The organism is Candidatus Eisenbacteria bacterium (genome assembly GCA_005893305.1).
GTDB lineage: Bacteria > Eisenbacteria > RBG-16-71-46 > SZUA-252 > SZUA-252 > WS-9.
On sequence record VBOZ01000035.1, the window covers coordinates 75,872 to 98,588 of the forward strand.

16 protein-coding genes are annotated in these 22,717 nt (G+C 65.5%); 11 read left to right on the forward strand and 5 right to left on the reverse strand.

Annotation, left to right across the window (positions count from 1 at the left end; all coding sequences use genetic code 11):
* Positions 1-6: 6 nt before the first annotated feature.
* Complete coding sequence (locus tag E6K79_11585; GenBank protein ID TMQ62890.1) at positions 7-933, reverse strand: TIGR01777 family protein; 927 nt, start codon at positions 931-933, stop codon at positions 7-9.
* A 44-nt stretch (positions 934-977) separates the two neighbouring features.
* On the opposite strand from E6K79_11585, the gene E6K79_11590 reads away from it, so the two are divergent.
* The 4 genes from E6K79_11590 (at position 978) to E6K79_11605 (ending at position 7,475) form a co-directional block, all read left to right on the forward strand.
* Complete coding sequence (locus E6K79_11590) at positions 978-1,553, forward strand: adenine phosphoribosyltransferase (GenBank protein TMQ62891.1); 576 nt, start codon at positions 978-980, stop codon at positions 1,551-1,553.
* Between the two features lie 613 nt (positions 1,554-2,166).
* Complete coding sequence (locus tag E6K79_11595; GenBank protein TMQ62892.1) at positions 2,167-3,927, forward strand: hypothetical protein; 1,761 nt, start codon at positions 2,167-2,169, stop codon at positions 3,925-3,927.
* Positions 3,928-4,018: 91 nt separating this feature from the next.
* A complete protein-coding gene (locus E6K79_11600) occupies positions 4,019-6,493 on the forward strand; it encodes a hypothetical protein (protein TMQ62893.1) in 2,475 nt (824 codons plus the stop codon).
* Complete coding sequence (locus tag E6K79_11605) at positions 6,411-7,475, forward strand: T9SS type A sorting domain-containing protein (GenBank protein ID TMQ62894.1); 1,065 nt, start codon at positions 6,411-6,413, stop codon at positions 7,473-7,475. Before E6K79_11600 ends, E6K79_11605 begins: the two co-directional genes overlap by 83 nt.
* Before the next feature lie 78 nt (positions 7,476-7,553).
* On the opposite strand, the gene arsM is transcribed toward E6K79_11605, so the two are convergent.
* Together arsM and E6K79_11615 are read right to left on the reverse strand one after the other, a co-directional pair.
* Positions 7,554-8,366, reverse strand: a complete 813-nt coding sequence (arsM, locus tag E6K79_11610; GenBank protein TMQ62895.1) for an arsenite methyltransferase — start codon at positions 8,364-8,366, stop codon at positions 7,554-7,556.
* Entirely contained in the window at positions 8,363-8,722 is a 360-nt protein-coding gene (locus tag E6K79_11615) for a winged helix-turn-helix transcriptional regulator (protein TMQ62896.1), read from the reverse strand. The genes arsM and E6K79_11615 overlap by 4 nt, the downstream gene beginning before the upstream one ends.
* 88 nt (positions 8,723-8,810) lie before the next feature.
* On the opposite strand from E6K79_11615, the gene E6K79_11620 reads away from it, so the two are divergent.
* Positions 8,811-9,752: a hypothetical protein gene (locus E6K79_11620; GenBank protein TMQ62897.1), complete on the forward strand. Its 942-nt coding sequence runs from the start codon at positions 8,811-8,813 to the stop codon at positions 9,750-9,752.
* Positions 9,753-9,791: 39 nt separating this feature from the next.
* On the opposite strand, the gene E6K79_11625 is transcribed toward E6K79_11620, so the two are convergent.
* Both E6K79_11625 and E6K79_11630 read right to left on the reverse strand, forming a co-directional pair.
* Positions 9,792-11,270, reverse strand: a complete 1,479-nt coding sequence (locus tag E6K79_11625) for a HAMP domain-containing histidine kinase (protein TMQ62898.1) — start codon at positions 11,268-11,270, stop codon at positions 9,792-9,794.
* Positions 11,267-11,956 (reverse strand): response regulator transcription factor, encoded by a 690-nt coding sequence (locus tag E6K79_11630; GenBank protein ID TMQ62899.1) that lies wholly within the window; start codon positions 11,954-11,956, stop codon positions 11,267-11,269. The genes E6K79_11625 and E6K79_11630 overlap by 4 nt, the downstream gene beginning before the upstream one ends.
* A gap of 123 nt (positions 11,957-12,079) precedes the next feature.
* On the opposite strand from E6K79_11630, the gene E6K79_11635 reads away from it, so the two are divergent.
* From E6K79_11635 to E6K79_11660, 6 genes are all read left to right on the forward strand, one after another.
* Positions 12,080-13,597 carry a TolC family protein gene (locus E6K79_11635; GenBank protein TMQ62900.1) on the forward strand — a complete coding sequence of 506 codons (1,518 nt, stop codon included), beginning with the start codon at positions 12,080-12,082 and terminating at the stop codon, positions 13,595-13,597.
* Between the two features lie 56 nt (positions 13,598-13,653).
* Complete coding sequence (locus E6K79_11640; GenBank protein TMQ62901.1) at positions 13,654-15,177, forward strand: efflux RND transporter periplasmic adaptor subunit; 1,524 nt, start codon at positions 13,654-13,656, stop codon at positions 15,175-15,177.
* A 1-nt stretch (position 15,178) separates the two neighbouring features.
* Positions 15,179-16,402: an FtsX-like permease family protein gene (locus tag E6K79_11645; GenBank protein TMQ62902.1), complete on the forward strand. Its 1,224-nt coding sequence runs from the start codon at positions 15,179-15,181 to the stop codon at positions 16,400-16,402.
* A 336-nt stretch (positions 16,403-16,738) separates the two neighbouring features.
* Complete coding sequence (locus E6K79_11650) at positions 16,739-17,344, forward strand: hypothetical protein (protein TMQ62903.1); 606 nt, start codon at positions 16,739-16,741, stop codon at positions 17,342-17,344.
* A gap of 15 nt (positions 17,345-17,359) precedes the next feature.
* Positions 17,360-20,095 (forward strand): matrixin family metalloprotease, encoded by a 2,736-nt coding sequence (locus E6K79_11655; protein ID TMQ62904.1) that lies wholly within the window; start codon positions 17,360-17,362, stop codon positions 20,093-20,095.
* A 111-nt stretch (positions 20,096-20,206) separates the two neighbouring features.
* On the forward strand, positions 20,207-22,576 hold the full coding sequence (locus E6K79_11660) for a hypothetical protein (GenBank protein TMQ62905.1): 2,370 nt from the start codon (positions 20,207-20,209) through the stop codon (positions 22,574-22,576).
* Positions 22,577-22,717: the final 141 nt, after the last annotated feature.

Sequence of the window (22,717 nt, forward strand, 5' to 3'; positions counted from 1 at the left end):
AGAATATCACCCGTACCGTGACGCCGGTAGCGGGGCCGCTCCCACGGCGCTCCGGAGCGCGCCCTCCAGCGTCGGAAACCGGAACTGGAATCCCGATGCCTGCAAGCGCGCGGGCTCGACGCGCTGGCTCGCGAGGAGCAGGGCGTCCGCCATCTCCCCGAGCACGAGGCGCGCCGCGAACGCCGGGAGCGGCAGGAGCGTCGGGCGGTTCAACACGCGCCCGACGGTCTTCGTGAACTCGGCGTTCGTGGAGGGCGACGGGGCGACCGCGTTCAAAGGACCGCTCCAATCCTCGCGGGCGATCGCCTGGTCGAGGATCTCGACAAGGTCCTCCAGCGCGATCCAGCTCACGTATTGGCGACCGCTTCCGATCGTGCCGCCCAGTCCGAGGCGGAACGGGATGAGGAGCGGGCCGAGCGCGCCGCCCGTGCCGCTCAGAACCATCCCGATTCGCGGCGCCACGACGCGGATGCCCGCGTTTCGCGCCGAGGCCGCGGCCGCCTCCCACGCGACGCAGGCCCTGGCGAGAAAATCGTGCCCTGGCGCCGCGTCCTCGCGGAGGACCTCATCGCCGCGGTCCCCGTAAAACCCGACCGCGGACGCAGAGACGAACGCGCGCGGGGCCGGGTTGAGCTCCGAGATCGCACGGGAGAGCAGCGCGGCCGAGCGAACCCGGCTCTCGAGGACGCGCCGTTTGTGCGCCGCGGTCCAGGGCCATCGCGCGATCGTCGCGCCCGCGAGGTTCACCACGGCGTCGATCCCGTGAAGGCGTGCGGAGTCGATGGAGCCGGCATCGGGATCCCACGCGACCTCGGCGTCGCCGCGCGCGGGCCGTCCGCGGACGAGACGGACCGCGTGATGCCCCTGCGAGACGAGGTGGGGAAGCAGGGCCGAGCCGACCAGCCCGCTCGAGCCCGCTACGAGAATCTTCATCGGCGGGATTGTAGCGGAAGCGTTCGGTTGGTAGGGTGGCGGCCGTGGAATGGAAACCGCCTGAATCGACGTCGGCCGCACTGGCGGACTGGGTCCGCCCGGTTCCCGACTGGCCACAGCCGGGCGTCCTCTTCCGAGACCTGACGCCGCTTTGGGCCGATGGGCCCGCGTGGTCGCGCACCGTGGCCGCGCTCGCGAGACCGTTCGACGCGAAGCCGCCGGATTTGGTTCTCGGGATCGAAGCGCGCGGATTTCTCGTGGCTGCCGCGCTGGCGGCGCGGTGGGGCGTCGGGATCGTCCTCGCGCGAAAGCCGGGAAAGCTGCCCGCCTCGGCGCACCGCGAGGACTACGAGCTGGAGTACGGCCGCGCGTCGCTCGAGTCGCACCGCGACCTCCTGCGGCCGGGAACGCGCGTCCTGATCGCCGATGACGTCATCGCGACGGGCGGGACCGCGCTTGCGGCCCTCGCGATGGTTCGCGCGCTCGGCTGCGTGCCCGTCGGCTTCGCGTTCATCGTCGAGATCGCGTTCCTGGGGGGCCGCGCGAAGCTAGGCGGCGCGGTCCCGGTCCACAGCGTGATCGTCTACGATAAAGACGGGAAGACGACCGTTCGGGAGTAGCGGGGGAGCCTAAGAGCCCCCTTGGAAATCAGCCTCGCTCCCCGGAACCCAGCTTCCCCAGGAGCGCACCCCACCTCGGATCCCCGTGGAGGGAACGTAGGCGTGGGTTGGTCTTCGTGTCGGTAAGCCCGTCGTACCGCCGCGTTTTGATTGCCGCGGTCTCGCGCATTTTGCGACGTGTCGCGGCGTTGTGGGCACCCCACGAGCGCCGCGACGGGCCGATCTGAACTCCGCGCGATGCACGTGGCCTTCAACGCGTTGGCGCGAAGGTCGGCCCTCTTCCAACTCTGGCTCTCTGCAATCGACGAGAATGGGGAGTGCGCTCTTTAAGACGAAAGACGCAAATGTGAGGCGCCAGCGAGACGTTTGCGGTCCGACATTTAATCTTGACTAGGGACCAGAGAAGGAGCAGCGTGGCCATGTTGCCTCACTGGGTACCTGGCTCGTCGCCGAGCTGGGAGACAAGAGAGGCAGCCGATCCCCGCCTTCCGCATCGTAGGTCCGCCCATTAATTACTTGATCTGTAGCCGGCCAGACGGAGCCCCTTCCCTAATGGTTCGGCCACAGCAGGGGCCTTTGTCCCGTCGGAAGAGCTATTCGAAAGAAGGAATCCGTGCTACCCGGAAACTCGAGCGAGTTGGCAAAGGGGCGGTGGAGGATCGGAGTCCGTTTAGGTTCGCTTCTCCTTGTCCTCCTGGACCTCGCAGGAGCAACCTCCAAGCCGCATGCTCAGATGCTGTGCGGTAGTGATCTCTCCAATACAACCACGTTGACGGTAGGAACCAATCCATTCTCGATGGCAGTGAGCGATTTGGATGGCGACGGAGACCTTGACATCGTCACCGCGAACGCCACGTCGCTCGATATATCGATTCTACGCAATGACGGAGGGGGCCAATTCCAGCGGGCCGAGCGTTACGTGGGAGCAAGAGTGATTGGAATTGACGCTGGCGATATCGATGGGGATGGTCGCACCGACGTGGTCGTAGGCTGCACAGAACTTGCTCTTTTGGCCGTGTTCTGGGGGCAGCCCGGAGACACGCTGGGGGAGCCAACTTTTGTACCCGCGCCACAGAACCCATTCGAAATAAGAATCCGTGACCTCGATCAAGACGGGCAAATGGACGTGCTTTTCCTCACTGATTTCGAGGATTCCGTGTCGGTCATTTGGGGCGACGGCACGCGCGCGATGCAGAGCCGTTCGGCGATCGCAACCCCTGTTCGTCCGAAGAGTCTCGCTGTCGGCGACGTCAATGGAGACGGCCACCAGGACATCGCCGTCGCGTCCTGCGGCGACAGCACGACTTTTCTACTTCGTGGCATGGGTGGTCGCAGTTTTGCCCCAGCCATTCAGGCGCTCAACGTATACGGGACCAACGCGTGCCGGATGGCGCTCGACGATCTGAATGGTGATCGCCGTGCAGACTTGGCGGTCCTGAACTCACTCGCAACATCGGGGGTGTCACTTGGGCTCGGGCAGAGCGACGGCACGTTCGACTTAACGATGACGACTGCAGCCGGAAACTATCAGGCTGACGTGACCATTGCCGATCTGAACGGCGACTTCTGGAATGATTTGATTGTCGTCGATGGGTCCTCGAATGATGTCACCGTGATGGGAGGTACTGGGAGCGGCTACATTCAGAGCTACACTACCTTGCCCGCGGGGGCCTCCCCGAGCGGCGTAGCTGCGGCAGACCTTGACGGCGATCAAACACTCGATATCATTGTAGTCAATACGAATAGCAGCACAGTGAGCATCACATGGAACCGGACCTCCTTCCATGCAGCCACCGTGGGGTTCCGGCCGTCAGTCGTTCAGCTGGGGAGCGGACCGGCGATTCTTTTCGCCGAGGTTTCCCTCCCGGCAGAAGTCGACGTACGGATTGACCTGAGGAACGTCCGCCTACTGTGGGGTAATCAGCTACTCGGCCGAGCGCTAGATGTAACCGTTCTTGACAGCCTCGCCGGCGAAATCGAAGTTAGGTTCAATAGGGAGGTACTCAACTCCCTCGGGCCTGGGTATCAAATGCTGACCATAGCAGGCTGTGACAGCGCTGGTGATGCCTTCCGGGCAGAGTCTGTCGTAAATGTGCTGCCACCCAGGAATCAATCTATCTGGCAGGAATCTCCGATCGGAAGAGTACCGGTAATCATCCGCGTTTCACCCGCAGTCGCATCCACCAGCAATGTCGGAATCTATGACTGTTTAGGAGCGCTCGTCCGGGAACAGAAGGGTTGGGTCGGGTCCGATCGAACAATCCTCTGGGATGGCAACCGGAGAGGGGGCTCGCCCGCTTCTTCGGGGGTTTACTTCGTCCAGGTTCAGACCGGTGCTGGGCGCCTGGTCGGTAAGGTGGTCCTGCTCCGGTAGCTTCCATTTGCGGGGCGCCCGATGAGGGCGGACTCACGCGTTTGGCTGTGTTGTTTAGAAGCACTGCGATCCTCCATGGAGGACATCCCGCATGTTCAAGTTCGCGCCACTATTCCGAATCAGCATCGTCGCCGCCTCCGTCCTGACCTTGACTTACGCCACCAAGGCGAAGGGGCAGCCCCCACCCCTCGGGGAACGTCAAGTACTCGCTACATTCGCCGAAGGTTCCACAATTCTACCTGATTCGGTCGATTCGGGGACCGTCTCGGATGCAATCAATCCGTCGCTCGATCTCGAGGACATCATGGAGTCGTTCGGGGTTGAAGAGGTCGCCAGGGCGTTTCCGGAATTCAACCAAGCGGACACGCTCGGCACTGCCTTCACTGGCGAACCGATCCGTCTGATGGACTGGTCGAAGGTGTGGGTCTTGACCATGCCAGTAGGTACTAACATCGACGCCTTCTTGACAAGCCTGCGCAGCAGCACTTCGACGTTACTGGCGGGACCAAATGGAATGGGTCAGTCGTTTGCGGCTCCGATCTATCCGAATGATCCTGAGTTCAAGAATGGCGCCGAGTGGCCTCTCTGGAGCACAGCACCAGGAACTCCAGAGCAAGACATTAATGCGGCCTGGGCGTGGGGAACGACGACGGGATCCCCCGTCGTCAGAACCGCGATTATCGATGAGGGGTTCACTAGCAGCCACCCCGATCTGACCGGGCGGGTCTTCAGCACGAATGGGTCCACTGCTGACTCGGCGCATGCCTACGCGATTGCCGGAATAATCGGAGCTGCGACGAACAACGGAATCGGCATTGCTGGCGTGGACTGGCTTGGCGGGCTGGTGTCGCGGATCGGCGGGGGAAGTACATCCTTTTCCACGACCAAGAGCGCGATTGACTTCGTGTCCCTAACGGCAGGTGCCAGAGTGATTAACGCAAGCTGGGGCCTGCGCGTCAATGGTGTGCCCACACCGGATCCGTTCGTGAAAGCCGCCCTTGCAGAGCATCACGGTCGAAACGGCGTAACAGTCTGTGCAATGGGGAATACGGGCACCAATCAGGTCGAATTCCCCGCCGGCTATGGAAACGGCATAATAGCGGTCGGAGCCGTCAATCGTTCTGGGCAGAGATGGGTTGATGGTTCCACAGGCGAAGGATCGTCAACGGGAAACCACATCGATGTTGTGGCGCCCGGGGTGGGTGTTCTCACAACGACATCAGGCGGTGGGTACGCAGCCGTTACCGGGACGTCGTTCGCAGCCCCCTTCGTCTCAGGCGTTGCGGCGCTCCTGCTCGCGGCGGACGCGAGCCTCAACGCAGACGACGTGGAGAACCTCATCCGCCTCTCGGCGGACGACCTCGGCACGAGCGGATTTGATCCGGAGTACGGTATGGGAAAGGTCAATGCGTCGCGAGCACTCGCACTGCTCCGGCCTCCGAATCAGCTCATTCACGGGAGCGTGACAACCGGTAGTGCAACCGTCGTGGGCGATTTCTTCTACAACAGCGTGACTGTGATGGGACTACCTTCGAGGCCTGGCGTCCCCGCGGTCCAGCCCGGCGTCTACAATATTCACCAGAGGCGACTGTCCATAAACATTGGCTACGGACCGAACGTATGGGGCCGCGGTGGCGCGCAACTCACGACCGGCTACGAACGATTCGACAACCCGTATCGCATTCTCACCGACCTCAGGTGGTGTGGTCCAACGGCTGTCGGTACCAACTTTGCCACGTTGGAGACAGCCGTGTACGAGGTTCCGGATGGCAGCGGCCGCTGGTATCCGGTCCACCCGGACAGCTCTATCACCTTTGCTTGGTCTGCACTCGAGGTCGCGCCTGTTCCCGACGTAGGGAACTCATTCTACGTCCCCCAAAGAGGATCCGTGGGCACGCCAGTTGAGGGCACACCAGCATTGACGTACTTCCGTGTGTGTCCGAACAACGATACTTTCCAAGCGGGTACTCTTGGTCAGAATACCCGGATCAAAGTTGTAGTAAAAAACGCCCTTGGGGCCGGCATTCCAGGGATACAAGCAGCGGACATATTCATCCTGTTGAATGGAGGTACGCCCGCGCAGGGATTCATTGGAGACGGTGCGGACTCTGTTATCGCGAACACCACATATGCGTATAGCCAATGCCCGGACCTTCGATCAATCGAGGCTGACGCACCGACTGATGCCCAAGGAGTGACCTATATCACGTTCGCTGGAAAGACCCCTGGAAGCCCGGGCGTAGGTACCAGGGATCCGGCACGAAAGTGGGGCCACTACGACACAGACCTCCAAGTGTTCGTCCTTGGCCAGAGTCTTTCGGGGCGACTCACCAGCGGCGCTGCGAACGGCAGCTATGTCCTTCGTATTAGGAACTTTGATCTTGGCGGGGGGCTTGGCACTCAGCTTGGTAAAGGCGAGATAGTAGACCTTGTCGACGCGAACGCTGCGGCCACTGGCACTTGGTGGGCTGATTTCGACAATAATGGAATCATCGGAGGCAAGGGTGACGCCGACCTATTCGCCGCCCACTATGGCCACGCTTGCGAGAACCCAAACAATCCATAGATACCGCCCCGCGGGCTTTTCCGCGATTCTCGGAAGGAAGGTGGACCTAATGAGGATGTTCTCACTCATACTCGCCGCAATCTGGGTGTTGTCGGTCGCTGTTCCGGCAGGATTCGCACAGTTTCTCTTCCTCGACGCAAATGGAGACGGTAGGAACGACCAGGCGGACCGAATAGCCGCCACAGGAACCGCATCGATCGATGTCTGGCTCCAAACGGACAGGAATGGGGACGGTTCCCTAGCCCAATGTCGAGGGCGCGCGACCCTCCCTTTCGGTATCAATTCCTACGAGTTTATTCTGCGGTGCTCGGGTGGGACCGTTGAGTGGGGCGAGTACACGAATTTCCTCCCGGCGATGTTTCTCCACATTGGCCCTTTAGAGAATGCAACTGACTACTATCAGAACTTCGCGAGCCTTGGCTACCTTCCTCCGGGCAAATACAAACTTGGTAGGCTCACCTTGAAAGCGACGAGCGGAAATCCGAGAATCGCATTTGCCTCATCGAGCTCAGTCTGGCGGGGAGCCGGCACGTCCTTCGGTTCTCAATGTGATGGCAAGGACGGGGACCACACCCTCCGATTCACTGAGGATCCTACAAAGCTTGGTTCCCCCATAGTCGAGCAACCAGGCGACTGGGCCGATGCCAGGGGGCTCCAATCACCCCATGATGCGGTCGAATCGGCGCAAGCCTTGGCGACAGCCACACCTTCCTTCGCTGTGTCGATATCCCCTAACCCAGCGAACCCCAACGCAACGATCGAAGTCCGTACCACGAAGGCAGGACCGTTGCGAGTACAATTGTTCAGTATCTCGGGTAGGCTAGTGCGCACCTTAATCAACGCTCGCGCAGCTGACGCAGGTCTGTATTCGGTTAGAATTCCGGGCCGATTCGACAAAGAGGCACTACCGAGCGGAGTCTATGTCTACCGAGTGGAGGCGATCGAACGGACCGTCACGGGCAAGTTGGTTCTTCTGAAGTGACGGCGCGTTAGGGTACGGGCCCACTAAGCGACAGCCCACAGAAGTAGCTCTCGATCGGGCGCTCCGCGCTCCGGCCCGCTAGTTCTTCGGTTTTCTCGCCCGCACCTTCACGGATCGCACGGCATCCCACGCGCCGGCTTCCGTCACGGCGCCGGGAAGAAGCTCGGTCCCGACGCCGTACGATTTCTCCTCGACGACCTCGACATCCTCGAAGCCCGCGTCCGCGACGAGCCGCAGGTAGTCCGCCTTGAGCGCGGCGCCGGCGACGCAGCCGACGTAGGCCTCGACCGACTTCCGTACCTCTTCGGGTAGGGCGCGCGTCAGCACGATGTCGCTCACCACCATTCGCCCTCCCGGCCGGAGCGCCCGCCACGCCTCGCGAAAGACCTGCGGCTTCTCGGGGGAGAGGTTGATGACGCAGTTCGAGATGATCACGTCGACGGTCGCGTCCGCGACCGGTAGGTGCTCGATCTCGCCGAGGCGAAACTCCACGTTGGCGAAGCCGCCCTTGGCTGCGTTCTCACGCGCTCGGGAGAGCATCGCCGGGGTCATGTCGACTCCGATCACGCGCCCGCGGGCGCCCACTTCCCGCGCGGCGAGGAACGCGTCGATCCCCGCGCCCGAGCCGAGGTCGAGAACCGTCTCTCCAAAGCGGATTTGGGCGTGGGCGAGCGGATTGCCGCATCCCAGCCCAAGGTTCGCGCCTTCGGGAATCGCCTTCGTCTGCTCCTCGGTGTAGCCGAGCGAGGCGAGCGTCTCCGTCGCGCCGCCCTGGCATCCGCATCCGCATCCGCCGCCTTGTCCGCAGCAGCCCGCGCCGCTCCCGGCGCCTTCGGCCATCGCGCCATACTTCTCTCGTACCACGTCCCGAATGTCCGTCGTCCCGCTCATGTCCCGCTCCTCTCTTGGCCGGGGGTAAGCTCCTTCAACAGCGCCGTGAATTTTCGACCTGCCTCGGGCTGCGCGCAGTAGCAGACGCGCGGCCCGTCGATCTCCCCTTGGATCCAGCCCGCTTCCTTGAGCACCTTGAGGTGCTGGGAGACCGTCGCCTGCGCCCAGGGCAGGCGGTCGACGATGTCGCCGCAGATGCAGTCGCCCCGGGTGAGCAGCAGGCGAAGGATCGCGACACGCGCCGGGTGTGCCAGCGCTTTGGCCAACCTCGCCAGGTCGACGTCCTCCCTGGAGCCTCGCCGCCGGCGCTCCGGTCGTACGTTGAGGCGGATCGTTCGCGCTTCCTGTGGTGCCATGCGGTCCTCCCTGTGATCGTTAATCGCAAATATACGATTTAGATGTCCCCGTGTCAAGCACGATTCGGCAAAATGATATCCTTGTGGCATGAACGAATCTTCGACAAGTGCGAGAAGAGACGCCGCCGCGGACTACCGCTCGCTGCGGGAGTCGTTCTGCTCGGTCGACCTTTCCGCCTGGACGGTTCTTCGGCTCCGCGGGCCCGATACGCGCGCGTTCCTTCAAGGCCTCGCGTCCCAGGATCTCGAATCCGCGCGGGCGGGCGCCGCGCTCCCATCCTTCTTCTTGAACGAGAAGGGACGCCCGGTCGCCCTCGCATGGGTCGAGCTGGGCGAGGAAGGCTCCAGCGCGCTCGTGATCTCCGACGAAGGGGCGCGGTCCTCGCTTCGCGCCCATTTCGAACGATTCCGCATCATGGAAGACGTGGAGATCGAGGGGCCCGATGGGATGCCACCTCTGATCGGGATCGCCGGCCCGAGTCGGAGCCAGCTTCTGCGCGAGATCGCCGGACCGATGCCCGGGGCGGTTTCGATCGAATCGGAGGACCTCTCGTTCCTGCTTCCGCCGCCTGGCCCCGCGGCGGCCCGCCCGCGGGCTGCTTCCCAGCACTTCGCCGACCCCGCTTCCTTCGAGGCGTGGCGGCTCGCGATCGGGATCCCGCGCACGGGAATCGACATCGACCTCGACCGGATCGCGACCGAGCTGAGCTTCCCCGGCGCGATCTCGCTCACGAAGGGCTGCTACGTGGGGCAGGAGATCGTGGCCAGAACTTCGAACCGGGGCCAGGTCCGGCGCCACCGCGTCGGGTTCCGCTTCGATTGGGACGGGAGGCCGATCGCGGCGCGCACCGAGCTTCGCGCCGGAGGGGTTGCGGCGGGCTATGTCACGAGCACCGCGCCCGAGCCGGGCACGGACCAGGGAATCGGGATGGGATATTTGACGGCGGAGGCGCTCGGGAGCTCCGCCGAGGTGGACGCGATCGAAGGATCCACGACGAGGCGAGTGCGCCCGTCGCCCTGGCCACTCTAGGCAACGGCATCGCAGCCCGCGGGCCCGCACCCCCTACCGCTACGGACCGGCCGCGGGCAGCTCCACGATGATCCTCAATCCGTGCGGAGCGTGCGTCTCGGCGCGGACCGTGCCCCCGTGGCGCTCCACGATCTCGCGCACGATCGCGAGCCCGAGCCCGGAGCCGTTTTCATCGCGCGGCCCAGCCTGCTCCGCCGCGCGCGGCGCCCGGTAGAACCGTTCGAACACATGCGGCAGATCCTCCCGCGAGACGCCGGGCCCGTCGTCCGTGACGCTCAACCGAAAGCGAACAACGGCGCCATCGCCGACCGGAACAAGCTCAAGATCCACCGTTCCGCCTTCCGGGACGTACCGGAGCGCGTTCCCCAGCAGGTTTTCCAAGACTTGCTCCAGCCGGTGACCGTCGGCCACGACGCGGGCCCGATCCGCAGAGTCGCGCCACTTCAATGTGAGGCCCGCCGCGCGAAATCGCGGTGCGAATCGGTCGCTGGTGTTCCGGCAGAGCGCCGCCCAGTCGAGCGTCTCGAGGTGGAGGGGTGAGGCCCCGGCCTCCAGGCGCGCCAGGTCGAAGAGGTCACGGGTTAGCCGGTCGAGCCGGCGCGCCTCCTCGAGCACTCCCCGCACGTAGCCCGTCCGCTCTTGCTCGGACAGGGAAACCTCGGGATTGAGCATCGTCTCCGCGGTGCCTCGTATCGACGTCAGCGGGGTCGCAAGCTCGTGCGTGATGTCGGCGAAGAGACGGCGCCGCTGGCGCTCATTCTCCTCGAGCTGCGCCCGCGCCTCCGCGAGGCGTTCGGTCATGCGGTCGAGCCGCGTCGCGATCCGCCCGATCTCATCCCCGCTCGAATCGCCGATCCGCGCCGAGAGATCGCCTTCGGCCACCAGGGCCGCGAACTTCTCGATGGACCGGAGCCTCCGCGAAAGGAGACGCACGATGACAAGGCCCGAGATGGCCGACGCGATGACCGAGATCGGGAGGAAGAGAAGCGACGTGGGCGAGTCGAAGCCCCAGGGACGGCCGCGCGGGAACGACAGACGGATGACGAATACTTCACCCACGACTCGACCCCCTCGCTGCACGGGGCGCTTCGCGAGGATCTCGAAGCGCGTCGGCGCCCGAGCGAATCCCGTGCGGCCCTGCACCTCGATCACGCCGCGGGGCGAAGCAGGAGTCTGGAGCACCTTCGCGATCAGGTCTGATCGGCTCGGTGGGTCGCTCGCCACCATGCCGTCCGACCGCCGGAACGCGATCCAGTCGGGACGCCCGCCCATGGCGGCGCGCCGCTTCGTCAGAAGCGAGTCCACATCGGCCACGCCAAGGCTATCGTTCGCGCTCGAGACGTCCGACGCCGTGCTCACCGCGACCAGCTCGGCCCGCGATCGGGCCTCTCGCGCCTCCATCGGCTGAATCACCGTCATCGCGACGAGCCATTGGAGGAGCGTGCCCAGCGCGGCCGTGAGGAGGAAGACGGCCGCCACGGTCCAGACGAGGCTCCGCTTGCGCGCTCCCGGCGTCACGGTGCGCCGGGCTCGGAAAACCGGTACCCGGCGCCCCAGACCGTCTCCACGTAGCGGGGCTTGGCGGGATCCGGCTCGACCTTTCGCCGCACGCGGCTCACGAGGCTGTCGATCGAGCGGTCGTCGACGACGCGGCCGCTCCCCCACACGTGCTCGAGCAGTGCCTCGCGGCTGAACACGCGGCCGGGCCGGGACGCCAAGAAGTAGAGGAGATCGAACTCGAGCGTTGTGAGGGGTACGGGAGTGCCGTTCCGGTCCACGGTCCGGCGCGCCGGATCGATCGTCAACCCGGCCAGGGTCAGGGTTTGCTCGCGGACCGCCCCGGTCGAGCGCCGGAGGAGCGCGCGGACACGCGCGATCAGCTCGGCCGTGCTGAACGGCTTCGTGATGTAGTCGTCGGCGCCCACCTCGAAGCCCAGCACCTTGTCGCTCTCGCTGCTCCGCGCGGTCACGATGAGAATCGGAACGTCGCTCTCCTTTCGGATGCGGCGCGTCACCTCCAGCCCGTCTACCCCAGCAAGGCCGAGGTCGAGCACGACCAGAGCGGGCTTGAGCCGCACGAAGTCCGCGAGCGCGCGGCCGCCGTCGGCGGAGTGGTGGCACGTATACCCGGCGGCTTCGAGATTGCGGACGATCAGCTCGGCGATGCGGCCGTCGTCCTCGACGATCAGGACCTGCTGGCTCATGTCCGGAGAATACCCGGAAATCGTGGCAAAAGTGTGGCGTAGGCAAGGGGAAGGCGTGAACTTTGCGGTAATTCGAGGGCCGCATGACTTTGCCTGGTCCGTGTCACAGATTTGCCACACGCGATGAGGTCTAATGGCGTGAAGCAGGGAGCAACGGGGTCCGATCTATGGAGGAGTGCCAATGATGCCCGTAATCAAGACGGTGGGGCTATCCATAGTTTCGTCCGATGCGCCGACGGCCCGCGGGGTCACGGTATGAAGGCAGCGCGAGTGTTCATCGCCGCGGCGATCGCGATCGCAGCTTGCGCCGCGCTTGCCGGCAGCGCCCGAGCCGCGTCCCCGGACAGCACGGCCGCCGCGCAGGCGGACGGCCCGTGGGTCGTCGCGTCGGATTCCATGGCGCGCCCCATCTCGCTTTCCGAAGCCCTGGAGCTGGCGCAGCGGAATTCGCCCCAGGCGGTCCAGGCGCGCGGCCAGACGAGAACCGCCGCGGCCGGATCGCGCTCGGCTGTCGCGGCATTCATACCGAACGTCAGTGTCTCGGCGGGGGCGACGCGCCAGTACGCCTCCGGGAGCCGGACGCGGGTCGAGAACGGCCAGGTGATCACGCTCCCGGACGAGCCGTGGTCCATGAGCGCGGGTCTCGGCGCGAACGTCCAGCTCTTCGACGGCGGGAAGCGGCTCTTCGACCTGCAGCAGGCGCGGGCGAACGTGGGGGTCGCGGCGGCCAACGAAACGAACCAGCGCTTTCAGGTGGCCCTGGACGTGAAGCAGCAGTACTTCAATGTCTTGGCGGCGCGCGAATCGGAGAGCGCCGCGCGCGCGCAGCTGAGTCAGGCGGAGGAAGCGCTCCGATTCGCCCTGGCACGGGTCCGGGCCCGCACGGCGACCCGGTCAGACTCGCTCCGAGCCGAGATCCAGATGGGGAACGCGCGCGTCGCCGTCTTGACCGCGCGGACGACGCTGGAGTCCGCGATCGCCTCCCTCACGCGCGTGGTCGGGAGCCCGTCGCCGGTAACAGCGTTGGGCGAAGACGAGCCCGCCGCCCTCCAATTGGCGGTCGAGGGAGAGGCGCTTCGATCGATGGCGGAGAACGGCCCCTTGGTGAAGGAGGCAAAGTCCCAGCTGGACGCCGCGCGAGCGGGAAAGCGGGGCTCTTGGACAAGCTACCTGCCCTCACTGACGGCCAGCTACTCCCGCAGCGGCAACGGAAGCGGGACCGATCTGGCTTTCGACCCGCAGGGGTACTCGTACTCGGGCTCGCTCCGCCTATCCGCCTCGTTCCCGCTGTTCGATCAACTGGGCCGAGAGGAACAGGTGGTGCGCGCGAGCACGGCGATGGACAACGCGGAGGCGTTGCTACGCGACGCCCGATTGGGAGCGCTGGAGAGCCTCTCGCGCTCCATAGGAGCGTTTCGGTCGGCGGGGCAGCGTGTGGCGGCTCAACAGGCAACCGTCGTCGCGGCCGAGGAGGACCTACGGGTGCAGCAGCAGCGATACGCCGCCGGCAACTCAACGCTCCTCGACGTGTTGACGTCGCAGACGCAGTTGGACCAGGCGCGGCAGGCGCTGATTCAGGCCCGGTATGACCAGCGGATCGCCAAAGCGGAGCTGGAAGCGCTGGTCGGCAGGGATCTCTAGAACTCATCCGGCTCGGAGCGCATCCGCGTCTCGCGAGCGACCGAAGGGAGAATGAAGTGAACCAAACGTCGTCCCGTCCGTGGATACGCCGCTGGGCGTGGCCGCTCGTGGGCGTGATCCTGATCGCGGGGGCCGTCGCCGCGCGCTCGCGTTTGATCCGTTCCGCGCCGAAGATCGCCGTGACCTACGAAACCGTGGGACGGAGAGACATCACCATGTCGGTGGAATCGAACGGATCGGTCGAGCCGATCGACTTGGTGGAGGTGAAGTCGAAGGCGTCGGGCCAAATCTTGAAGATGCCCGTCCAGGTGGGATCGGTGGTCAAGAGCGGCGACCTGTTGGCGCAGATCGACAAGGTGGATGTGCAGAACCAGTACGATCAGGCCGCGGCGGCGCTCCAGGCGGCCCAGACCAAGGTGACCATTTCGACCGCTCAGAAGAAACGTTCCGACGATCTCTTTGCGAGCCAGGTCATCACGGCCGAGGAGCACGAGGCTGCCATGCTGGATCTCGCGAACTCGCAATCCCAGCTGGTGAAGGCTCGGACCGACCTCGACATCGCGCGGCAGCGCCTGGCGGATGCCACGGTGCGCGCGCCGATCGCGGGCACGGTGCTGGCCCAGCCGGTTTCGGTCGGGCAGGTGATCTCCTCGGCGACGTCGTCGGTGAGCGGGGGCACGACGCTGCTCCAGATGGCGGACCTGAGGCGCGTGCGCATTCGCGCGCTCGTGGCCGAGTCCGACATCGGATCCGTTCATCCGGAGCAAGAGGCGTCGGTCACGGTCGATGCCTACCCCCAGAGAACGTTTCGCGGCGTCGTCGAGAAGATCGAGCCGCAGGCGGTCGTCCAGCAGTCGGTGACCATGTTCCCGGTGCTCGTCTCCATCTCGAACGAGGACGGAGTGCTCCTGCCCGGAATGAACGGCGAGGTAACGGTGGTCGCCGATCAGCGCCAGAACGCGCTCGCGGTGTCGCTCGATGCGCTCCGGACGATGAAGGAGCTTCCGGTGGTGGCGAAAGCCCTGGGCCTGGATCCGGATTCGTTGCAGCTGGCGCTCCGGGCCCAACGGGCGGCCCGTGCGGGCGGCGCGGCCGGCGACAGCACGGGCGGATCTCGAGGCGACCGCCTTGCCGGCGGCGGGCGCGGAACCGGCGGAGGCGGAACGGCCGGCGGCACTCGTGACTGGCGCGCACAGCGCGCGGCACGCGGCGGTGGTGGCCCCTTGAGAGGAGGCGCCGCCGGTGGTGCGCGCGCCGCGGGCGACTCCGCCCCCTCGAGCGCGCGGAGCAGAGCGCAGGCCATGATCGCGTTCGCGAGGACGGACAAAGGCTTGGAGCTTCGGATCGTGCGTGTGGGCCTGAGTGACTTCGACTACATGGAGGTCCTCGGCGGCCTCAAGGAGGGCGATCAGGTCGCGATGTTGAGCGTGGCTCTCCTCGAGGCGCAGCGCGCCGAGAGCATCAACCAGATCCGCCAGCGGGTATCAGGGGGTGTAACCGGAGTCGGTGGCGGTGGTGGCGGAGGCGCAGGTGGGCGCGGTGCCGGCGGTGGAAGCGGCGGCCCGCCAGGGGGACGCTAGCATGCTCGTCGGCGAAACGGTGACGGTGGCCCTCGAAGCGCTTCGTGCGAACCGGCTTCGTTCCTTTCTCACGATGCTCGGCATCGTGATCGGCGTCGCGGCCGTCATCGCCATGGTCGCGCTCGGACGTGGAGCCGAGCAGGCCGTGAACGAGCGCATCGCCGCGCTCGGCACCACCCTTCTCAACGTGACGCCCGGGCAGGCGCGAGGGACCGGAGGCATCGCATCCGCGACGGATCGCGCGGACCTGACCCTGGCCGACGGGACCGCGATCGAGGATCGCGGCCAGTACGTGCTCGCGGTCCAGCCCGAGATGTCGCGCCAGCTTCAGATCCAGTACGGAAGCCAGAACGTCAACACGACGGTCGTGGGCACCTCCGCGAATTACCTCGAGGTCCGGCATTTCGACCTCGCGGCGGGAAGGATGTTCTCGTCTGGCGAGGACGCCGCGAGCCGGCGGGTCCTGGTCATGGGCTCGGAGGTGGCGGACGGCCTCGGAGTCATCTCGCCCGACGCGATCGTCGGCGAAACGGTCCGCGTGAACGGCGTGCAGTTCGATGTCATCGGCGTCCTGGTGTCCAAGGGACAGGGCGCCGGATTCGGGAATCCCGACGACCAGGTCCTGATCCCCGTGCGCACCGCGCAGGACCGCGTCATCGGAGGAGACCGGCTCCGGTCGATCAACCTCCTGGCAACGTCCGAACGCGACCTTCCGCTGACCATGGCGGAAGTGCAGAAAATCCTGAGACGGGAGCATCGGCTTCGCCCGGGGCAAGCCGACGACTTTCGAATTCGCAATCAGAGCGATTTCCTGACGACCCTCGGCGAGACGAGACAGACGTTCACGCTCCTCCTGGCGGGGATCGCGGCCGTGAGCCTCTTCGTGGGGGGAATCGGCATCATGAACATCATGCTGGTCTCGGTGACCGAGAGGACACGCGAGATCGGCGTTAGAAAAGCTCTCGGGGCGACCCAGGAGACCATCCTCGCCCAGTTCCTCATCGAGGCGGTCGTCCTCTGCATGCTGGGCGGGATCGCTGGAATCGCCATCGGTGGAGGCACCGCGGTTCTACTTCGCGTGGCGTTTGGAATGAACACCGCCGTCGATCCCAGCTCGATCGTCGTGGCGTTTCTCTTCTCCGCCGCGGTGGGTTTGGGCTTCGGCGTCTGGCCCGCCAAGCGCGCGGCGGCCCTCGACCCGATCGAGGCGTTGCGGTACGAGTAGACGGCGTATGTCGTAGAAGTGTAACAACGTACCCCCGGACGCCCGCCTCGCCGGTTGACTTAAATCACGCAATTTGATATACTTCCCGCCTCGCTGGCAATAAAACACATACAACCCGACGGCACCTGCCGTCCCTTGCTCCTCTCTAGCCAGCCGAGATTTCGGCTCACTCATTCAGGCTTCCGCGTGCGGAACCGACCAAGGGGGTGATATCCGAAGAGATCTCGTGACCACGCATCTTCGGCCACACACCGTGGAGCATTCCACGCGACGCGCGCGGAGCTTTTAGTTCCCTCCCCGCCGCCGCACCGACTCAACCAGTCAGGAGAAACGGCGATGAATCGCGCTAGTGTTTTCGCTTCGGTCGCGTTCGCCGGGATCGCGCTGCTCGGCGCGAGTCTGGCGGGCGCAACTACCGTCCAGAAGTTTACGATGAAGGAACTGACCGCAAAGTCCGACGCCATCGTCATGGCGAAGGTCGTGGATCAGTCCAGCCGCCAGGATGCCACCAACAAGGAAATCTACACGTACATCACCATCAGCGTTACCGAGTCGGTCAAGGGCGCGAAGGGCGAGAAGTCGATCACGATCCGCCAGCTCGGCGGCACCGTGGGCAATCTGATCTCCGTCGTCCCGGGCATGCCCACCTTCAAGACCGGGGAAGAGGTCGTGCTCTTCTTGAGCCCCAAGGATCAGGCGGGCTATCCGTGGGTCATGGGCCTCCAGCAAGGGAAATACTCGATCGTCACCGATGACGCCGGCCTGAAGCACGTCCGAAACGACCTGGACGGGCTCCGGATGCTCTCCCCGAACGGATCGGTGAACGAGAGCAAGGTCTCGAGCGATCAGCCGTTGGGCGCGTTCCTCGATGGAATCAAGACCGATCTGAATATTGATGGCAAGGCGAAGGTCGATCCCAGCAATACCACCCCGATCCGGTAAGGAGGACGAGCAACCATGAACCGCATTCGATTTCGTATCGCCGTCGCCGTCCTCCTGAGCGGGGCGCTCTCGCTCTCGCTCGCGGGCCCGGCATCGGCATTCATCCGCATCGCGCGCCAGGCAACCCCGACCTCTCCGGTCGTGCAGGCGCACTGGAACGACTCCGATCTTCCGCTCCTCAGCGTCATCGATCCCACGAACGCCGATCAGCCGTCTGGGACCGCGCTGTCGGTCGTCCAGGCTTCGGCGAAGACCTGGGAAGACATCAATACGTCGTACTTCACGGTGAATCCCGTGCCGTACACCGGATCGCCGCAGGTCCAGCCCGCCCTTGCGTTCGACGGCCAGAACAGCATGTTCTTCGATACGGCCGGCGTGAACTTCCCCGTCGCCGGCGTCATCGCATTCGTCCGCTCGGTCGTTGACGGCACGGACGGCCACACGCTGGACGCGGATATGGTTTTCAACGACCGTGACTTCTTCTCGTCCGTGTCGTCGCCGAACCTGACGCCGGCGCCTCCGGGGCAGACCTCGGTCGACCTCCAGGCCGTGGTCACGCACGAGTACGGCCACTATTTCGGCCTGGATCACACCAGCGTGTTCGGCGCGACGATGATCCCGTTCATCTCGAACGACATCAGCCAGCGTACGTTGGAGCTGGATGACCGCGCCGGGAATTCCACGATTTATCCCGAGTCCGCGTCGCGTCCGGGCGGCCTCTCGCCGGGCGCAGTGGACTTCGGGGCCACGACCGGCACCGTGTCCGGAACCGTGGTGAGCGGGTATAACGGCTCCGCCACGTTCGGCGCGCACGTGGAAGCGTACCTGCTGTCGGACCCCTCGAACGCCAACGAGATCAGCGCCATTTCGGGCGAGTTGACGCTGCGAAACGGCCAAGGCGAGTACACGATCCACGGCCTCCCGCCGGGCGACTACGCCATCGCGATCGTCCCGATGGACGGCATCCATACGACCTGCGCCGACGCGAACGTCGGCGGCCCGTACAACGGCATCGACATCAACTTCGAGCCTGAATTCTGGAACGGCGCGAACGAGAGCGGCAACGGGTTCAACGACAACGCGAACGACTACTCCCCGGTCTCCGTGGGCATGGGCGCCAACACGCCCGGCATCAATTTCATCACGAACACGTTTCCCGGACGCGTGACGATCGCGCAGTACGGGGCCTTCGAGAACATCGTGACGTTCCGGAACACGGGGTATCTCGCGGTGCGCTTCGATCCTCCGTTCGCGCCGCCGTATACGATCAACAACGTGGAGTTCCCGTCGTTCACGTTCAACGGGGTACCGGCGCCCTTCGTGAGCGCGCGGCTCTGCGGTCTGGACCAGACGACCGGACTCCCGGACCTCGCGAACCCGCTCTACATCCAGACGCCGTTCAACGGGAACCCCAACGGCGTGAATACGGTACCGCTCAATTTGACGGTCAACGATGCGAATAAGACGTTCTTCTGGGCGCTCCAGTTCCCGTCGCAGTCGACCCCGGGCTTCCCGAACAACTTCCCGTTCCTGCGCATGGACTTCGTGACGCTGGAGCGCGGCAATTTCGCGAATTCCTATTCGATGCCCACGAGCGGGACCACGGGCGCGGGCATTCTCGTCGACCGGAACATCGTCGTGAGCATGACGTGCCAGATGTCCGCTCCGGAGAACACGCCGATCGTCGCCCCGTCGAATCTCGGAGCGAACCGGCGGACCGATTACACCGAGTTCTCCTTTGCAAAGCCGAGCGACACCCGGGCGGACGGTTTCCCGATGACCGCCGGATCGCTCGATTCGATGAATTTGATCATGCGGTTGGTAGGCGCGCCCGGGACCTACTCCACGGTCGCGACCGCTGGCGAGGGCTCGAAGAGCATCAAGCTCACCCCAGGTCCCGCGACCACGCCGCTCATGATCTGGTCGAGCCAGGCGTTGGATGACAACCTACACAAGAGCCTGACGTCGAACGCCACGATCACGGGTCTCAACGAGGACGCGGACGAGCCGAACGGCTCCGACAAGAACGCGGCCACCGTTCTGACGCTCCCCGCCACGAATCGCCCCGAGACCTACTCCCCGGCTGGCGAGTCGGATTTTTACGCCGTCTCGGCGAAGACGGGCGACGTGATCGACGTGGCGGCGACGCACACGGGCGCACTCGACGGCAGGAACGACCCTGACTACGTCATGTTCCTGTACGAAGGGAAAGACATCGTCGCGTTCAACGACGATTTCACGGGCCTCGACCCTCGGATCACGTTCACCGTTCCGCCTCCGGCCCGCGGCCAGGACAAGGCCAAGCAGCGGCGGTTCGTGGTCCAGGTCCAGGACTTCTACGGGTCGCTGCTCTTCCCCGGCGGTGCCCCAAGAATCCCGACGCCGCTGACCTACAGGTTGGACGCGACGGTGACGCCGGCGGCGTCGTCCGGCTCGACCACCCTCGCCGGCGGAATCAATCCGAACGACTTCGCCTTCGCGATGAGCGGGCCAAACCCGGCCAATCCGATCGCGAAATTCCTCTACGTCATCCCGAGGAGCCAAGGTGCCCAGGACGTCCGGTTGCGGATCTACGACGTGAACGGCCGCCTCGTTCGGACCTTGGTGAACGGCACGAAGGAGCCGGGTCCGTACACGGCGCTCTGGAACGGCCATGACGATCTCGGCCGCGGTGTCGCGTCCGGGAACTACTACGCCCGGATTCAGATGGGCAGCTTTACGAAGAACACCCAGGTCACAATCCTAAAGTAGAGGCCTGTGCGCATTCGGTTCTTGGGGGGGCCGGCGGCTCACGCCGGCCCCCGTTTCTTTCGGGCTTTGGGCGTCGCGCTGACGCTGGCTTTCGCTTTCCTATCCAAACCGGTGGCGGCCTTCGATTGGATTCCGCCGCGCCCGGTAACCGCCTACCTACCGAACGTCACCCTCGCCCCCGCCTCCACCCACGTGCTCCAGCTCGTCGTGTTGGCAAGCGGCGCGCCGGCTAACGTCTTCTGGAACGCGTCGTTTTCGGGGGCGTTTCCCGCGAACGTGGCGCCGACCGCCGGATTCCTCTCCATCCCGGCGGGCGGGTCGCAGACCGTGGACTTGACGGTCACCCTGCCCGATACCGCCGACGGGAGCGGATTTCTCTCGGTTGAGCTGACGCACCAGGCCGGCGGGGGACGCGCGGCCAAGGCGGTCGGCGGCATCTACGCGGCGACGCTCGGCAAGCCGGAAGTGATGCCTGTTCCCGGATCGTGGCGGGCCACGGCCGGGACGTCGGGAGCCATGAGCTACCAAGTCCACAGCTTGGCCGGCGTCGCCGAGATCGTCGACATCGGCGTGAGCCGGAGCAACCCCGACGCGAACAACTTCGGCGCGATATTCGCCGGGAGCTTTACGGATACGCTCAAGAATCTCCCCGCGGGCGGCACGATCACCGTGACGGTCCCGACGACCCTTGCTGCGAACGCCTACGCGGGGAACCTGAATTCGATCCAGCTCAACGTCTCGAGTGCTGCTGGTACATCGGTCGGGGACGGGCAAGCGATCGTCTCGGCGCCTCAGCCTGGCTCGCTCCCGACCGCGCTCGTTCCCGTCGGCCTCGTGCCCTTTGACGCCATGGTCGCGGGTCGCGACGGCTCGGCATCCCTCCCCGCGCGGGCGTACCGGCTCATCCCCTCGGGGCTCAACGGAGTGCGCGTGATGCGCGAGGTCTCGATCGATTCGATCGGGATGGTGGACACCAACGGGGACGGCGTCGACGACCGCCTGCTGGGAACGATCCGGATACCGGCATTCGCCGCGGCGCTCGCGGTCATCCCGGGCTTTGTGTCGGCCGCGGGCGATACGCTCGACCTGGGGCTCCTCGCGGCGGGCCGGGCGGGGCTCCTTCTGCTCGACCTCCGCGTGCTCGAGGATCCGTCGTTTGGCACCTGGGAGGACTTCTTCGACGTCGACGGAAACGGAATCGACGACCGGATTCTTCGCACGATCCCGCTCTCGGGCTTCGCGACCGACGTGGCCTGGATTCGCGCGCCATCGGGGCGGCCCGTCGCCCTCGTCGCGGACGCCGACAGCGGATCGGTCCCGGTCTCGCCTGCATACAATCCCGCGCTCACGGTGGCGGGGACCGGGCAGGGTGTCATCGCGATCGATGTCGCGGCGGCGCTCGATTCGATCGCGAATCCTCCTTTCGCGGCGGGCTCGCTCGCCACGCCGGGAAGCACGCTCGATCTCGAGGTGCGAGGCGGATCGGCGGCGACCGACCTGGTCATCGCGGACGGCGCGGCGGGCGTCTCCGTCTACCGACTCTCCGTCTCGAGCGGCCCCCCGGCCGCAGTCACCTTCACGCCGCGCGGGGCGATCCCGCTCTCCACGGCGTGGGGGACGCCGTACGCGCGCGATCTCGCCTGGGTCTCGAACTCGCAGGAAAGCACGTACGTCGCCGTCGCGGCGGCCGCGGGGGGCTTGCAGATCGTTCGTGTGCCGACCTCGATCGGAACGGCCCCGAGCCTCGTGCTCTCACAGCAGACGCTGGCTTCCGCGATCGGAATCGCGGGGGCATGGACCGGCACCCTCGGCGTGGCGGAGGGAACGAGCGGCGTCGCGCTGATGCGCTCCCCGGGGGCGGGATTTCTGGACCGCATCGCGCCGGCCGCTGGCCCTCCCTATACGGCGCCGATCGTGCTCGGGCGGGGCGTCTCCTGGTCGGCGACGGGCAGCGCGCTCGAGGTCGCGTCACATCAGTCGATCACGAGCAGCGCCTCCGCGCTCTGCTTCGAGGCGACCTCGGGGCCCATACCCGACTTGCTCGTGAGCGACGGCACCCGTCTTCTCTCGCTCCGGCCGGGCACCGCTCCGATCACGGGCGTCGACGTGGAGTCGACACCGCCTCGCCCCTACCGCGTCACGCTCCGCGTGGTCCCCAATCCGATGGAGGGCGGCGGAGAATTCCTGGTCCGGTCGGAGTGGGGCGCGGCCGGGTCTGCCCCGGGGTCGGGAGCTGCGGCGTCGCGGGCCGCGGCGGCGGGGCCGGCGCTGGGAGCGGTGCGGATCGAGATCTACGATGTGCAGGGGAGGCTCGTCCGCCGTCTGCTCGAGGCGACGCGCGGGGAGGGATCGGTCTCACGGCTTCGTTGGGATGGCCGCGACGAGCAGGGCCGGAAGCTCTCGTCGGGACGCTACTGGGCCCGGGCTACGAGGCTCTTCGGAACGGCTACGGCGATAACGCCCGTCTTGATGCTTCGCTGATCCGGCTCGGAAGGCGTTGCGCCCTAGCCCGAGCGAACGCCCCGCGCGGGCCGAGCTAGCGCGCTGCGCGCTGCGCGGGCGTGATGTGGGTCCAGGCACCCCGGTCGTTGTAGGTCACTCCGTATCGCTCGCCCATGTACG

Bases quoted from the DNA above. Each gene is read 5' to 3' on its own strand.
- E6K79_11645 (TMQ62902.1), top strand. From the start codon at position 15,179: ATGCTCGTCGGCGAAACGGTGACGGTGGCCCTCGAAGCGCTTCGTGCG.
- E6K79_11605 (TMQ62894.1), top strand. From the start codon at position 6,411: ATGGAATCATCGGAGGCAAGGGTGACGCCGACCTATTCGCCGCCCACT.
- E6K79_11600 (TMQ62893.1), top strand. From the start codon at position 4,019: ATGTTCAAGTTCGCGCCACTATTCCGAATCAGCATCGTCGCCGCCTCC.
- E6K79_11630 (TMQ62899.1), bottom strand. From the start codon at position 11,956: ATGAGCCAGCAGGTCCTGATCGTCGAGGACGACGGCCGCATCGCCGAG.
- E6K79_11585 (TMQ62890.1), bottom strand. From the start codon at position 933: ATGAAGATTCTCGTAGCGGGCTCGAGCGGGCTGGTCGGCTCGGCCCTG.
- E6K79_11650 (TMQ62903.1), top strand. From the start codon at position 16,739: ATGAATCGCGCTAGTGTTTTCGCTTCGGTCGCGTTCGCCGGGATCGCG.
- E6K79_11655 (TMQ62904.1), top strand. From the start codon at position 17,360: ATGAACCGCATTCGATTTCGTATCGCCGTCGCCGTCCTCCTGAGCGGG.
- E6K79_11620 (TMQ62897.1), top strand. From the start codon at position 8,811: ATGAACGAATCTTCGACAAGTGCGAGAAGAGACGCCGCCGCGGACTAC.
- E6K79_11635 (TMQ62900.1), top strand. From the start codon at position 12,080: ATGAGGTCTAATGGCGTGAAGCAGGGAGCAACGGGGTCCGATCTATGG.
- E6K79_11615 (TMQ62896.1), bottom strand. From the start codon at position 8,722: ATGGCACCACAGGAAGCGCGAACGATCCGCCTCAACGTACGACCGGAG.
- arsM (TMQ62895.1), bottom strand. From the start codon at position 8,366: ATGAGCGGGACGACGGACATTCGGGACGTGGTACGAGAGAAGTATGGC.